The 14,402-nt window shown below is 32.6% G+C and carries 18 protein-coding genes; 1 reads left to right on the forward strand and 17 read right to left on the reverse strand.

All coding sequences use genetic code 11. The features are described from left to right. Positions 1-28: 28 nt before the first annotated feature. The 17 genes from AC0YN6_RS25190 to AC0YN6_RS25270 form a co-directional block, all read right to left on the reverse strand. Positions 29-673 (reverse strand): HD-GYP domain-containing protein, encoded by a 645-nt coding sequence (locus AC0YN6_RS25190; protein WP_475750323.1) that lies wholly within the window; start codon positions 671-673, stop codon positions 29-31. Positions 674-755: 82 nt separating this feature from the next. After that, positions 756-1,388, reverse strand: coding sequence for a hypothetical protein (locus tag AC0YN6_RS25195; protein ID WP_475750325.1), 633 nt, complete (start codon positions 1,386-1,388; stop codon positions 756-758). Further along, positions 1,381-1,845: a hypothetical protein gene (locus AC0YN6_RS25200; RefSeq protein ID WP_475750326.1), complete on the reverse strand. Its 465-nt coding sequence runs from the start codon at positions 1,843-1,845 to the stop codon at positions 1,381-1,383. The genes AC0YN6_RS25195 and AC0YN6_RS25200 overlap by 8 nt, the downstream gene beginning before the upstream one ends. 92 nt (positions 1,846-1,937) lie before the next feature. Beyond that, positions 1,938-2,132, reverse strand: a complete 195-nt coding sequence (locus AC0YN6_RS25205) for a hypothetical protein (RefSeq protein WP_475750327.1) — start codon at positions 2,130-2,132, stop codon at positions 1,938-1,940. An 88-nt stretch (positions 2,133-2,220) separates the two neighbouring features. Continuing rightward, the gene (locus AC0YN6_RS25210) at positions 2,221-2,415 is read right to left on the reverse strand and encodes a hypothetical protein (RefSeq protein ID WP_475750328.1); all 195 of its coding nucleotides are present in this window, start codon (positions 2,413-2,415) and stop codon (positions 2,221-2,223) included. A gap of 366 nt (positions 2,416-2,781) precedes the next feature. After that, positions 2,782-2,928 carry a hypothetical protein gene (locus tag AC0YN6_RS25215; RefSeq protein WP_475750329.1) on the reverse strand — a complete coding sequence of 49 codons (147 nt, stop codon included), beginning with the start codon at positions 2,926-2,928 and terminating at the stop codon, positions 2,782-2,784. A gap of 15 nt (positions 2,929-2,943) precedes the next feature. After that, entirely contained in the window at positions 2,944-3,720 is a 777-nt protein-coding gene (locus AC0YN6_RS25220; protein ID WP_475750330.1) for a hypothetical protein, read from the reverse strand. Between the two features lie 116 nt (positions 3,721-3,836). Then, entirely contained in the window at positions 3,837-4,766 is a 930-nt protein-coding gene (locus AC0YN6_RS25225) for a type II secretion system F family protein (RefSeq protein ID WP_475750332.1), read from the reverse strand. Continuing rightward, positions 4,760-6,154 carry an ATPase, T2SS/T4P/T4SS family gene (locus tag AC0YN6_RS25230; protein WP_475750334.1) on the reverse strand — a complete coding sequence of 465 codons (1,395 nt, stop codon included), beginning with the start codon at positions 6,152-6,154 and terminating at the stop codon, positions 4,760-4,762. The genes AC0YN6_RS25225 and AC0YN6_RS25230 overlap by 7 nt, the downstream gene beginning before the upstream one ends. A gap of 12 nt (positions 6,155-6,166) precedes the next feature. Then, positions 6,167-7,414 (reverse strand): CpaE/TadZ family protein, encoded by a 1,248-nt coding sequence (locus AC0YN6_RS25235; protein WP_475750336.1) that lies wholly within the window; start codon positions 7,412-7,414, stop codon positions 6,167-6,169. After that, on the reverse strand, positions 7,411-8,286 hold the full coding sequence (locus tag AC0YN6_RS25240; RefSeq protein WP_475750338.1) for a CpaB family protein: 876 nt from the start codon (positions 8,284-8,286) through the stop codon (positions 7,411-7,413). Before AC0YN6_RS25240 ends, AC0YN6_RS25235 begins: the two co-directional genes overlap by 4 nt. 20 nt (positions 8,287-8,306) lie before the next feature. Next, a complete protein-coding gene (locus AC0YN6_RS25245) occupies positions 8,307-9,389 on the reverse strand; it encodes a P-loop NTPase family protein (RefSeq protein WP_475750339.1) in 1,083 nt (360 codons plus the stop codon). Positions 9,390-9,896: 507 nt separating this feature from the next. Further along, on the reverse strand, positions 9,897-10,421 hold the full coding sequence (locus tag AC0YN6_RS25250; protein WP_475750341.1) for a hypothetical protein: 525 nt from the start codon (positions 10,419-10,421) through the stop codon (positions 9,897-9,899). 71 nt (positions 10,422-10,492) lie between these two features. Continuing rightward, positions 10,493-11,398, reverse strand: a complete 906-nt coding sequence (locus AC0YN6_RS25255; RefSeq protein WP_475750343.1) for a replication-relaxation family protein — start codon at positions 11,396-11,398, stop codon at positions 10,493-10,495. A gap of 11 nt (positions 11,399-11,409) precedes the next feature. Beyond that, on the reverse strand, positions 11,410-12,249 hold the full coding sequence (locus tag AC0YN6_RS25260; protein WP_475750345.1) for a 30S ribosomal protein S1: 840 nt from the start codon (positions 12,247-12,249) through the stop codon (positions 11,410-11,412). Next, positions 12,242-12,730, reverse strand: a complete 489-nt coding sequence (locus tag AC0YN6_RS25265) for a hypothetical protein (RefSeq protein WP_475750346.1) — start codon at positions 12,728-12,730, stop codon at positions 12,242-12,244. The genes AC0YN6_RS25260 and AC0YN6_RS25265 overlap by 8 nt, the downstream gene beginning before the upstream one ends. A gap of 93 nt (positions 12,731-12,823) precedes the next feature. Beyond that, on the reverse strand, positions 12,824-13,444 hold the full coding sequence (locus tag AC0YN6_RS25270; RefSeq protein ID WP_475750348.1) for a hypothetical protein: 621 nt from the start codon (positions 13,442-13,444) through the stop codon (positions 12,824-12,826). 230 nt (positions 13,445-13,674) lie between these two features. Between AC0YN6_RS25270 and AC0YN6_RS25275 the strand changes: the two genes are divergently transcribed. Next, positions 13,675-14,334 carry a helix-turn-helix domain-containing protein gene (locus AC0YN6_RS25275; protein WP_475750350.1) on the forward strand — a complete coding sequence of 220 codons (660 nt, stop codon included), beginning with the start codon at positions 13,675-13,677 and terminating at the stop codon, positions 14,332-14,334. Positions 14,335-14,402 lie beyond the last annotated feature (68 nt).

Below are 14,402 nucleotides of genomic sequence, written 5' to 3' on the forward strand. Positions count from 1 at the left end.
TACTTAATTCTTTAATCTTTTAAGTACATTAATTAAAAATATCATTTATAAAGGATTGGAATATTTCAGGATCAAATTTCCCTTTATCTTCTTTCATTATTTCTATTGCCCTCTGATGGCAAATAGCTTTGGTATATGATCGTTCTGTTACTAATGCAGAATAGGTATCACAAATTGCTGCTATTCTTCCTGATAGTGGTATTGTGTTACCATGCAAACCTTCCAAATATCCTGAACCATCAAACCTTTCATGATGAAACCTTACAATCTCTTCTATGATTTGCGGCATTCCTAAGTGTTTTACAAGACTCAATCCATCAATAACATGCTTTCTTAATTCTTCCCTCTCATCAGATGTTAATTTCTGCTTGCCCTTCAGAATATTATCTTTCATTCCCAATTTCCCTATATCGTGAATCAATGACCCAGCGTAATACAATACTGCATTATCTCTATCATATATTTCGGCTAATTGATAAGAAAAATGAGCCATTATAATAGAATGATTTGCAGTCATTATGTCTCTGACTTTCAAACAATGAAAGAGCGTTTGAATTATTTTTAATAATGTTGGATTCTCTTTATCCTCCTTCCACATACTTTCAATATTATTCGAATGTAAACTCATAACATTAGTAAAAATCGTAATAACCTCCTGACTATTAGCGATCAACTGGAAACCAGAATGAATAGTTGTATATTAGTTAGTTAATACATAAGTATAACTTTATTTAATACCGTTCCTACCAATCAACCTAATAAATCTGCTTATTTTTTATAAAATATACCTCTTGAACAGCGGTGATTAACAATGGTTCATTGGACAATGAACCCAGTCCTTGATGTGTTGTACTTATAATAGAAACAATTGAAGGTCCCACTAGAGTGTGATTAACTACACGAGATATCTCAGAAGACTTACCAACGTTTAATGAAACCGAGCAGGTTAACTCTAATGTGAGAGGCTCCAAATAACATGAAGATGAATGTTCATTTATGTTTATTACAGATTTAGATTCGTAGTCAACATAAACCAGTTCCTCTACTTTAACAATCGAGCCCTCGCTAAGTTTGCTGTTAGACAAAGCTTCATTATCATTATCAAGTCCCATATTTAAACGAAGAAATTTATAAAACATGTCCTGTGCTCTTACTCCTGAAGTAGTAGTGTCAATTGTAAAATAGCCCTTTGATAATTGTTCTTTATCGATTGAAAGAGATGCTGCATGAACAGCAGTGTTTAAATCATTTTTAAGCCTATTTTGTGTAGTAGTCATAAATAGATAATCTATAGCGACACACATCAATATCACGCAAAACATAGCTATTAGCAGGCTTAACACCATCACGCTTATTCCGCCACGTTCATTTTTGATTAAGTTATTCATATTTTTCACTTCTTCCAAAGCCATCTAAACTAAAATAACCAGGATCATCTGACGAAGTTGCTGAATCTAATAATATCAATGATTTCATTAAACCTGTCGCAGGGTACTCAATTTTTAAATATACTGTAGGATCAGTATCGTCCCTTAATACCTTTGTACTTGTACTACCTATAAATGAAGGGTATGTAATTCCGTTTTTGATGAGTGTTGGAAATCCAACACTAGACAGCTTGGTGGACGTATCATCTATAATATTTTGGGTTAAGTAACCTTCTGTTTGAATCATCTGCAAAGCTCTGTCTTTAATATCATCAATTTTGGATTGACGGTTTAGAAAGGCTACATACGTCACTAACATAAAAGTGATAGCCAAAAAGAGAGGTAATATTATTAGTAGAGTAATTAAATTAGTAATTCCCTTTTCGTTTTCTAGAGGTTGCTTTAATCTTTTAATCATATTAAACAAAAAAACCTCCTTTCAAAATAAGAGACAGGCGGGAACCCCTCCTATCTCCAAAAACTGCAATTTATTGTAAATTAGTTTTCTTATTATCTTCCAGTCGGTAAGGTTTGTCCAACGCCTGGAGCTACATCTCCTTTGTAATCAAAATCAGTCGCTTTTTTATTCACATGACTTGCCCCACTATTAACGCCAACATTAACACCATCTGGACTATTGTAGATATAGAATATTGAAGCAGCAAGAATTATTACTACAATTAAAGGGATCAATAGTTTTTCCATTTTTAGTTATCTCCTTCTTAATTCACATTTTTTTGTTCTTATACTTTAACTACAATAAGATAGATATAGATGGTTTAAATTCGGACTTCTATCTTCCGGTCGGTAAGGTTTGTCCCGCACCCGGGGCTACATCCCCCTTATAATCAAATTCTGACGCCTTTTTATTTACATGAGTTGCCCCGTTATTAACGCCAGTATTAACACCGTCTGGATTATTGTAGATATAGAATATTGAAGCAGCAAGAATTATTACTACAATTAAAGGAATTAATAGTTTTTCCATCTTTAAGCCATCTCCTTGTTATTTCACATTTTTAATTTAAGTATTTTCTGGTACCATATATCACTTATTTGTTTCGACTAGGGACTTGGTCGATATCCGAAGGATCGGGTCGTGTCCTTCAAATTTTCATAGCCATTTAACAAGGTATTGTTAACACCATCAGGTGAATCAAATATCCATACACAAATACCTATAACAATAAGACTTATAACGATCAATAAAAGCAACTTGTCCATTATATTATTTCCCTTTGAAACAGTATTCGTTTACCAGAATTAATCTTCCCCAAGGTAGTCCCTTTTGAATTCATTGCTTTACTATTAGATAGGTCTGCTAATGTTTTCCTTCGCAAATTTGAACCTCTCCTTAGTTTGTTGCATCTATTATCTTTGTTTTAATGTTTTCACCACCTACTTCCAACCCAGAGCCGATACCATCAGGATTGTTGAATACCCAAAAAGCAATCCCAATCAAAATAAGGGCAATGATAATTGGTAGAACAAGTTTATCCAAGCACTCATCTCCTCTCTAAAATGTTTGTTTCATCAATTCGGTAAAGCTTTTATACCACGGTAACATTACTAATGCTGTTGCTACCAAGAAAGGTATCAAAATTATAAAGGTTACACGAAGAGGTGATGCTTCTATTTTTTTTTTGATTTGAAAATCTCTCATCGTATCTATATTTCTTATTTGAAGATGAAATAGTTCGATAATTTTTTCTTGTGGTGCGTTCCAGGTGGACAATAATGTATTTGTGAGCGGAAGGACTTCATTAATACCAATCTTGTCCCCGAAATTGTTGATTGCTAATCTTGGATTGTCCATCCAGTCAAATAACAATTCATCAACATACGGTTTTAATATTTTCGTTGTTCTTCCTGCGCGACGAATTGCATAATACAGTGGGATGTTTTCCGTTATACAAATCACCATTCTATGAGAAAACTTTACAATGTCTTCAGTAAGCAATTCTCTTCTTTGACGAGCTATATACATAAGTAGAATGATTGGAAGTAAATAACTGAGTACCATTAATAAAACGAAAAACATAATTGGAAAAGGTAGTTCATACCCAACTACCAAATTTTTTATAAAATATAAAGTTATAATAAATACTGAAATCACAATTGGTAATAATAATTGCACTAAACGATAGTGAAAAACCTGCATGCCTAATGGATATCCTGCTATTTTCAACCTTCTAAGTACTTTATAATTAGATTTCTTTATATTTTCTTTCCTAATTGATTCTTGATAGAAATCTTGAAAAATTTGTCTACGTTTACTTCTGGTTGATGGCAACCTCAACCGTTTCCTATACTTAATAGATAATGCGATGGGCAAAGTGAATATAGTTACGCCAAATGTGAAAAGTACTAAAAAGAACCACATCTAATTATCTTCTTCCTCTCCTTATGTTATAATTTCTTTCTTCCCATACTCATTGCACCAAGAAATGATATAAATAATACAACGACTGATAATGTAACTATTTGGATACCAATTCTATCGTCGAAGTAATATTGTTTATTCTGAGGATCCATTTGAATATTGAAGTATACGGCATAGACTGAGAGACCAATCATAATAAATGTCCCCCACTTATATGCGGTTAATAACGTTAATCGTTTCTCTTCGTTATACATCGTATTTTGCATTTCATTGATGAGCTTAAATAGAGATGATGTAATATCTACTCCTGTGTCGATATGAGTAATTAAAATATCTGCGAAATAGTCTGCCCAATCATTCCCAACCCTATCAGCGAACTGTATTAATGCCCTTTCGGGATTATCACCAGTCTGTAAATCCATTATTAACCGATTCCATTCATGTGCAATTTCATATGGCACTGTTCGAGCTGCTCTAAATACTGCTCCTTCTAAGTTATCTGAATCAGTGAAATAGCCAATGAAGTTCTGAACGGTAGGTATCATAACTGAAGCCATTGCTAAATTTTTCTTTTGATACATTGACCAGGTAATCAACCATGGTATCGTTCCAAATAGAATACCTATAATTGCATCATATAAGGGAGCCGGCATAACTTTATAGCTAATAAGAAATACGCTTACTATAACGGTTACACTTAATAAAAATAATGATCTTAAAGATAACTTCACTTCTGCTACGCTTAGATAGTCTTCGAGCTTTTGAAGAATTGGATGATTAGAAAAAACATATAGTTTACTATTACTAATATTACTTCCAAATTTTTTTCTTTTATCGTAAAAGCGATTTCTCCGTAAAGTAATAATGGAATTAGAGAGCTGACCAATAATTGGGTTAACGATTATGATCATGCCTATTGAAAATATAATCAGGAATGCATATTTAACAATTAACATTCATACAACCCCATCTTTATGAATTCATCTGTTGACGCTCCAAAGGAAATCATATGCTCCATCATTTCATGGCTAATGTTGTTTGCTGTTCTTTCCCAATCATTTGTTCTTTGATTCCAAATATACAATGGGTTCATAATAATCTCGCCAGATTCAGTTGGTACAACCTCGGTGATTTCAGTCATGACCCGTAGGTTCTTATATTCGTTTACCTTAACAAAACGCTGAAAGATAATAATGTTAAAAGCTCTACCAATACGAAGCTTCAGAGTGCTATCATCATGTGTTCTACCGTCCTGCTTGACCATATCTACAATGTCAGAAATGATCATTGAGCGATACTTAGAGTGTAATGAACTCATGGTGTCGTGACCCCGTAACGCCGCTTGAACAGCTTGTGATGCTTCAGAGCCTCTCATTTCACCAATAATTATTCGATCAGGGCTTTGTCGAAGTAATGGTTTGAAACCTTCTTCCATTGTAATTCCCAGCTCAGGCACGGATTGAAAAGGAACAACATTTCTGCCCTGCAATCTTTCATGCAGCATCATTTCAAATTCAGTTTCAAGAGTAACTATCCGTTCTTGAATTGGGATTTCTTTGGACAACGCATATAATGTTGTTGTCTTTCCAGTTCTTGTTCCTCCAGCTACAATAATTGAGGCATGATATATAACGAGCAATCTAAGTAGTCTAGACATTTCTACATTTAGAGTCTTGCGTTCAATTAGATTCTCTAAACTAGGATCTTTTAGTATGAAATTACGTATTGTAATTGTTGGAAATGCTGAATATGGGGCTTGTGTCATTGTTAGACGCGCTTTATTGTACATGTAAGTGCTACATATGGGACTCTGTTCATTAATTCGGGCACGACCGTATAATGCAAGACGTTCCTGTAGGCGTATTACCTGTTCAGTGCTATCGAAACGTCTTGGATATTTAATAGACACTCCATCTTTCATTACATATATCTCAATGTCGTTAACCTGAACTTCCTCTATATCTTTGGATTTATATAAATCCTCAATGTAACCAGCGCCTACTGTCAACGAGAACACGGCATCAGATAGACTCATTCTTTCCTGTAACTGACCAATTGTAGCGTATAGCATTTTGTCATTTATAATCTGCTTGATTTGAGCCTTGACCTTCTCCTGTGCTATTAGATCACCCAGCCCTGCCTGATGGATCATTTCCTTTTGCTCATCTTGATCCTCTACGCTACCCTCTGAAATTTTTAATTGTTCTTGTACAATTTTCACAACGTCTGATAACGTTCGGTTAAAATAACCATTACTCTTTTTTTCATTGTTTTTTTGATTATGTTGTAAATGCTCAACAATACTGAAACTTCTACGTTCTCTTCGTATAAGTGCATTGTTCATTTTGTTAACTCCTTATTTAACGAACTTTTTAAGACCAAATATCTTCCATGGTTTTTTAATTGTTGTTGCTGCTGTATTTGCATTAGTCAGTGTCAAATTAGCTCGTTCAGCTAACCATGTGGTTAGATCCAAGATATTTTTTCTAAATACAAGAGCTTCTTCACTAGAACTAAGATAGAGTGGCTCTCCGTAATTTATAGCTTTGATCCCTGCACCTTTTTCAACATTTTGAATACGAGCAATAATTTTTGAACCCATACTCATTTGTATTTGAAGTCCTTCTAGAACAAGTTTCGAGTCTCTATTCACTACAATATTAAAATCTTTTTCGTTAAGGCCATAATGCTGCCAAACGCTGTTATACCAATCGTTCCATGAAGATTGATAGCTAGTAATAATAGGTTGTACAATGACTATTCTCACATCTGCTTCTTTTACGCATTTTAATGTTGCAGCTTGGTCCGGAAATGTATGCACATCAATGAAGGAGAAATCAAAGGTCTTTTTAGCTATAGTTAAAAAGTGTTCAATTTCTTCCATTGTTATTTTATCTGCCCATTCTCTCCGCTGAATTCCAGTTAGTATGTATAAGTTATCTAAAACTTTTAATTTCACACAGGCTTTCATTAGAGTACTAGGCTCTAAAGTTCCAGAATCACAATCTGCTTGGATTAGAGGATATCCTCTGTCCGAAGTAAGGTGCAAATGGTCTCTAATTTCAGGGCTTTTCAGGTTGAAATCCACTAATAGCACTCTTTTTTCAGGAAATTGTTCAGCCATACAAATAGCAGTAGATAAACATACTGTTGTTGCACCATCTTTCGGTGAAGCGGAAATCATAGTCACAAGTCGAGTATTCTCATTATCGACATGATCCTTCTTTGTTTTATTGAGCAAGTTTGAAATTCCCTCTGTTAATTCAGTAGTAGTAAATGAATTAGGTATTAATGAAATATGTAAATCTAAACAGATTCTTAGAATTATCTCTTGGTATAATGAGTCGGTCTGATCAGATAAAATGACTATTATCTTCGTTTTTACTGATACAGATTTCTTTAACATGCTTAACCATTCCCATGGATATTTAGTGGAGAAGATTGTTTCATGTACGACTATATAATCTAAATCATTTTCATTCTGATTTATTATTTTTGTTAACTCTTCCTGGCTGTACGCATATTTGATTGTGACCGTTTTTGATATTGAAGAACTAATAGCTTCAGCAAGCTGAGGATTAGATAGAGCCATAATTAAATTCATTCATTTACAGCTCCTTTTTCACTTGAAGTTGAAATACCTTCTTCATTGTCAATAGTGATTTGTTGACTAATAGGTACTACTTCACCAACAGATCCAAGAATAGATGGTAAACCCAATTTAATTACTCCTTCTTTCAGGCCCTCAGCAAGCTTATCGTATTGATCTTTGTTGATAATAAAAGTTATATATGCTGGTTGCCCACTGGAGTTTTGACGAAACCTCTCCATATTTACTTTGTCTCGTTGAGAAGTATTAATATAAGGCACAGATATGTTCAGGTCATCGACGATTTCATAACCATCGATGTCTTTTATATAAGCTACCGTTAATCCGCTAATAAGCTGCTTATTGTAAACCTTTTTCCAATTTTGAATTTTAGCCGCATTTGGATCGATACTCAAAGCATAGTTTTGTTCTTCTTCACTAAGTTCTTCATTTCTATCTGTGTATATTTTGGGAGATGTATATTCCACCCATAAATCCACCTGATCTCCACGTCTAACCATGTTGTTTACTGCTTCAACGAAGGATACCTTAAATCCAAGATAAACCTCGTCTTTATCGGGATAAAGTGTGTCCTCTCCAATTTTCCAATCTAATATCTCTTCAGTTTCACCAATTGGAACGATCGCTCTTTTTCCAATTATTAGCTCGGATTCAATAATTGCATTCTTCATGTGTTTAATAGTGGGCACAGATACGATTCTAATCATATTCTCTGTAATCAGTTCGTTTGCCTGAATCATTCTTACAGGCATTATTGTGTTCATCATTGTTACATCAAGCTCATAACTCTTCATGTATTTTTTGAATCCAATAACGCTCCCCCCTACAATTAACAAACCGAGCAATATAGCTAACCATTTACGCATGATACTCTCCCTTCCGCATTTCACTTCATGTTATTAATTACTTTTTCATCATCAAGAGTATTTACTAAATTAAAAATGCTTCTACATTTCTCTAAGAAACCATACTGCTTTTTTATCAACTGAAACATCTCTTTTGACATCAATGATTTTGCTGCCGGTCTCAAAGAATTTGACAATATATTTTTCAGCTTTACGTCTTCCCATGCTATTTTCCCATCCCACATTAGTTTAATTACTATGGATCCTAGATCAGGGATAAGTGTAAGCGTTGGTAGAGAAACTGCGTCTTTCCATTCAGATTGCTTGATGTTGTTGCTCCATCTGTTACCTATCACTTTTATTTTTTTACTACTATATTTCTCTTTAAATAAATCAATCTTTTTGTAATGTAATCCTAGTTGAATGGGATCACCATCAGTAATAATCCAGATTTCATCAGACATACTTAATATTCTTTCACTTTGAACATCATTGTAATGCGAAGAAATATCACACAAAGTAATTGGAAATCGTTTTGCAGCAATAATTAATTTCATAGTTTGCTCTTCATTTAATTCGGAAATTGGTTCTATGCTAGAAGGAATCCAATTTACTCCACCAAATGTCCAATTGTTATCTTGAGTTACATAACCTTTTTCTTTTATTTCTTTTGCCCATGGTACCCAGTTAGCAGGGACGTTTTTTTCACCAAATAATAGCTCAAAATAAGTTGATTTATTCGAATTGGTTCCCACTTCTAATACTGAAACTGGTACTTTGTTTTCTCCAAGCATCAAAGCTATATTGGAAGTTACGAATGTCGCACCTGCTCTCGGGTATAAACTTACGATTGAGATTATTGACGAATTGTAATGAACCGGGACTGGAACACGTACTGTAATAACTTTCTTTTCAAAAATTATTCTATCTTTGATTTTTTGAAGTCTTACTTTCTGATCTATAGAAGTAAATTTCCTTATTTTCGATTCTGATTGAATAGCGACATCAATTACATGTTCATGTTCATCTTCATGCTTTATTGTTTCCTCACTCGCTGTGAGTTTGTCTTCAATTGGTGTTTCGAATTGGTCGTTTACTGAATCAAATCTTTCGGTATTAATCAAATTTGGATTTTCAAGTTGATCTATGATCTCTGGTTGCGCAATAATAGAATCTTCTTCATTACTATCTAATCTCAGTTTAGAATTAACTCCAGCACTATTGTTTAACTTCTCTGCAAGTAGTCCTAGTTCAAGATCGTTATAACTTATACAAATCTCACCGAAACTGTTTAACTTTCGAATAAATTCATCTGATTCTCGGTGGTATATTAATAAGAATCTTGTTTCATTGGAATTGGCTTTTACTTCACCATATACTTTGAAAAATGATTCTTCTGCAGTTAAGACACTTTCAGTTATTATTACAACATCTGTGTCTCCTGCAGTTCTCCATTGTGGTAGAAAAAAATCAAATGAATCTAAGATTTTCGCAAATCTGCCAAAATTTTCAAGCTCCTCTTCTATCCATTCTGAAAAATCATTGTCATCACATACAAGAAATAACCGTTTAATGATAGCACCTCCTTTGGTTAGTAATTTGATATTATAGTATACTAATATATTAGTATACTATAATTCTAATCTGTTAATTTCAACTGACATACTGCTGCAGGTTGCCGGTAAGTTTACTAGCAACAACAGATAAAACTTATCATCTTGATATATTAAATCCGCTTGTCCCTTTACTCTACGATCATAACTTCCGATTTTATAATCAATTACTTGAAAAGGAACATCAATTCGTCCATTATACGTTGATATTGATACCCCATTCATCCACTTAAATGTTAATATTCTATTGTCGTATACCACAGGAGCTGTCTCTCCAAATTTAACAATAGATTTCTCCCCTGTTTTATAAGCTTCTACAACTTTACCGATCGCTCTTACTACCAAACCTGATGATAGATTGAATTTTTCCCTTACTTCTGTATAACATTCCTTTGAAAGTTTAATTTTATTTCGCTGTGTATTTGTTTTATATCCTACATTACTAATGTGGTTACATACCACGTTAAATAAATGCATAACTTCTAGCAGCTCTTTGTGCTGAAATTGATCAGTAAGAAGTTCGATTTTCATAGTATGAATCAAACTGTACTCCTCCATAACTCTTTAATAAAAATTTCAAAGGTTTATTGATATAGTAATTTAATACTTCGTTTTTATTTTAAATCCAAATACAGCTTATCACCTTTCTCATATACAAAGAAACTTTCTGATAAAAGCATTTTGTCATTATACAAATCTTCATCAGTAATGAACCATGAATATTTTATAACGTCTTCTTGTTCCAATATCTTACTAGCAAGATCTGCTTTTTGTTTCGTTGAAACTAAGATTACTAGGACTGGTTCTGTTTTTGTGCTTTTATAATATTGTTTATAAAATTGTGCTTGGTATCGTATTGTTTTTATCCAATTATCATCATCTCGATGACAGATAAGAAAAAACACCAACTCCTTACCCTTAGGAGTCTTTAATGAATATGTAGCTGTTGGAATTTGTTTTTCTTCATTTACGGTGATCATCGGGTGAAATTCAAAATGTATTATATTAAAACATTCTCTAAGTTGTCTATAGAATTCATTTGTTACTATATATTTCATTCTAAACAACATTGTAGTTTGTTTATCAATTCTAGGATCCCTTTTCCCAATGAACATACCAAATTTAAACTTCAGAATATCTGCACCGCTCGATCCAAGTTCATAAAAGCTCGGCCTATTCTCAGTTGGTTTTGAATAACTCGTCCATTGTATTTTCCTTACAAGACCAAATTTTTTCAACTTATTCAATCGTGTGCGTATAGTACCCTCACGCTCAATATTTGAAAAAAATAATTTACTAATTTGTGATAATGTAGCCCATCTATGTACGAACAAAAATCTTACAATTTCAATATCTCTTTCTGTAATCCATCCATTTTCAATTTTCCCTTTTATATAATTATAATCATGTTTAGTTAGAGGTTCTAAGCTTTGGATATATGCATATGAATCGTCTAATAACGGATTCGAACGCAGTGTAGGATTTTGAGATTTAATAAGAGGTGAAACATTGTATTCCATCAAGCTGCCTCCTAATAAACTTCATGTGGGAAATTAACTATTTTGCTGCGAATTCTCTTTCCTTCAGGGACAACATTTTTAATTCTAACGGCCACAGTTTTTCCGATTAGTTGTCCATGACTTGGTACTCGATCTGGAAACCATGCTAATGATTCAATACCTGGAGCAATTTTAACGAAAATACCCACATTTTCAACAACACTGGTGATTATTCCTCTGTAACTATCACCAATTTTGAAATTTTCTCTGACTCGCACCCAGGGATCTTCTAACAACTCTTTTCTTGTAACTCGTACTTGCCGGTTTTCTCGATCAATATGCTTAATTTTCACTGTAATTTCTGTTCCCAACGGAATTAAATTACGTCCAGAAGGAGTCCAATCATACTCATAATCTTGAATCGGTAGCACGCAAGAAACACCTTTAATCATTACATATAAACGTTCATTTTCAAAACCTGAAACTACTGCCGGACAAATGTGATTAACATCTGCAGCTTCCCAAAATTCTTCACGTAGTTCTTCCAACGCTTGTGTTCGTGAAAGCAATACCATACCTTTCTCATCATCAAATACTTTTAGGCTATCTAAACCCTGTTTAGCAACATTAAGTACCATAAAGTCAATTTTATGATCGATAAATCCTACCAGTGAGCGATACTTATGGGTATCAAATTGATCTTCATGTATTATTCCTTTTAAACCATTGTTAAGTTCAATTATTGCACACTGCATAGCTTTTCCTAGAGGTGCATGTGTTTCAATACTTACAACAGTGCCTTGATGAATTAAATTTCTACGTAATGAAGTCTTATATTCCTGCATTGGATTAGATTTTAAAATATCATTCATTTCTTTCACTCCTTTTTTTTATGTACAAATTGTATCTATTACTTTCATCAGTTTTACTCAATCCTACAAGATCCATTTCACCCAATGTTTCGCATTTGATCCTTATTTTTTGTTTTTTAAAACAAAGATCTATTCGATCTTCTTCCATATCCGTTGTCCATGTGATCTTATAACATCCATTTCTTGCTGGAGTTTGAGTCCTCAGATCAGTTGTTATATATACATCTTTACTCTTATTTTTGTTAATTGCTTTACTATCTATTTCCATTTCATTTAACATTTTTTTAATTATTTCATTTTTTTCCGACCATTCGAATAAAAGTGTCGGCTTTACTTCAATCATATGATTGATTATCAAGAGCAAAGGAACTACTTCATAAGTCAGTAAACAAGTATTATAAAAAGCTTCTACGTTAACAAGATTGCAAGCTGGATGAGTAATAACAAAGTTTAATTCATGTATTAACTGATCATTAGTCAAACCATTACTCCTTTCTGGATGATATCAAATTTAATTAGTTAGTAATATAATATACTAATATATTACTATATGAGATTGAAAAGTAGAAGATATTTATTTAATTCTTTTTAAATGTCTGGCTTTCTCCTTCTTCAGTGATTTTTTATGTGTATACTCTGATTCTTTATCAAATGTTACTTTTAATGTTCTTTTCCCTAGTCTATCTAGGGAATACACAATATGATAATTATTATCCTCATATGTAATTACATAATCTTCATCATATATCACACCTGATTTGACTTCGTCTATTAAAAATGCAAGTATTTCTATAGCATATGCCACTTTCCCATCTATTTCCGCTTCCGGTTGTCCGAAAATTTTTGTTAGCCCTCTAGTTTTATGTTTTGCTTCTGAACTTGTAATCGGATTTAAGATAGTTATTATTTCAAAACTCTCTTCTTCCATTACCTTAATATTCAATAAACCTTCATCATTCAGAACTAGCTTAATAATATGATCATCAAAAGTAAATCTTTTGTTCACATCAAGATCATGTCTAAATACACTGCTAATAATGGAATAGAAAATTTCATTATAATTATCTATTATTTCATCCATTATTAAATCTGGATAACCATAATGATGAAGACCATATGTACGAATATATAGTATTTGACCGTTGAGATCTGTTGTAACATACGGTTTAATCGATGGATCAAAAAAATGATACATAACAGTTCTCCTCTCTCAAAGGCATAATTAATATACTATTATTTATCTATGCTGCTTCATTATTCACAAAATTTTTAACGCATTTTTTCACGCCAATTATAACCTTGTTATAATTGGATTATAATTCTACACTAATAGAATTAAAATAAAATACTAATAACATTATAATAGAAGCAATGAATGCATTTTTATATGGATATATTCAGATTGATTCAAGGGAGAAAAATTAGATGAGAGTAGAAATTGGAACGTATTTAGAAAGAGTGAGGAAATCATGTGGTTTTAGTTTAAGACAAGCAGCCAAACTGACTAATCTGAGTCATGGCTATATTAGAGATGTAGAACAAGGTAAGAAACAGTTAAATAGTTCAGAGTTAACATCTATAGTCCCAATGCCGAAAACACTAAGAAAATTTGCTGAGGCATATAAAGTTTCATTTACTGAGTTAATGCACATTGCCGGCCATCTGTCTTTTGATTCAGAAATTGAGTTTGAATTTATTGAACTTGATCTTTTCAGTGTCCTATATATTGAAGTTACGAATAACAATGAAATTCATTACCATACACAAAATAGTACTTATAATGAAATAAAAACACTTTACGAATTTATTGTTTTTGAAGATCAACTTGAATCTAACGGATTTGTAAAAGTACAATCAGGTGTATTTGCTAATTTTAGTTTAATAAAATACTATGATGAAGTTTTAGGTAAAATCTTCTTTTCTGAAAATTCGAATGATAAATTTGTTAATATAAATTTGCTACAAGCATCGAAATTAAGAACTTTTATCTACACAACAATTCTTAAAAACAAAAAGAAATCTTCTAGAACAAATTTTCAAAATAATGACTTCAAGTTACTTTTAAAATCTCTAACTACTCATTAATCTGCTCAAGTCAATTTTTTTATCATCTCTACTTTTTAGATTCTAATGGATTCATTTTCTTATTTATT

The sequence above is a fragment of the Paenibacillus sp. J22P15 genome, from assembly GCF_056269345.1.

Coding starts and splice junctions, on each gene's coding strand:
- AC0YN6_RS25230 (WP_475750334.1), bottom strand. CDS start 6,154: ATGAACAATGCACTTATACGAAGAGAACGTAGAAGTTTCAGTATTGTT.
- AC0YN6_RS25275 (WP_475750350.1), top strand. CDS start 13,675: ATGAGAGTAGAAATTGGAACGTATTTAGAAAGAGTGAGGAAATCATGT.
- AC0YN6_RS25235 (WP_475750336.1), bottom strand. CDS start 7,414: ATGAATTTAATTATGGCTCTATCTAATCCTCAGCTTGCTGAAGCTATT.
- AC0YN6_RS25270 (WP_475750348.1), bottom strand. CDS start 13,444: ATGTATCATTTTTTTGATCCATCGATTAAACCGTATGTTACAACAGAT.
- AC0YN6_RS25195 (WP_475750325.1), bottom strand. CDS start 1,388: ATGAATAACTTAATCAAAAATGAACGTGGCGGAATAAGCGTGATGGTG.
- AC0YN6_RS25210 (WP_475750328.1), bottom strand. CDS start 2,415: ATGGAAAAACTATTAATTCCTTTAATTGTAGTAATAATTCTTGCTGCT.
- AC0YN6_RS25240 (WP_475750338.1), bottom strand. CDS start 8,286: ATGCGTAAATGGTTAGCTATATTGCTCGGTTTGTTAATTGTAGGGGGG.
- AC0YN6_RS25225 (WP_475750332.1), bottom strand. CDS start 4,766: ATGTTAATTGTTAAATATGCATTCCTGATTATATTTTCAATAGGCATG.
- AC0YN6_RS25255 (WP_475750343.1), bottom strand. CDS start 11,398: ATGGAATACAATGTTTCACCTCTTATTAAATCTCAAAATCCTACACTG.
- AC0YN6_RS25260 (WP_475750345.1), bottom strand. CDS start 12,249: ATGAATGATATTTTAAAATCTAATCCAATGCAGGAATATAAGACTTCA.
- AC0YN6_RS25200 (WP_475750326.1), bottom strand. CDS start 1,845: ATGATTAAAAGATTAAAGCAACCTCTAGAAAACGAAAAGGGAATTACT.
- AC0YN6_RS25205 (WP_475750327.1), bottom strand. CDS start 2,132: ATGGAAAAACTATTGATCCCTTTAATTGTAGTAATAATTCTTGCTGCT.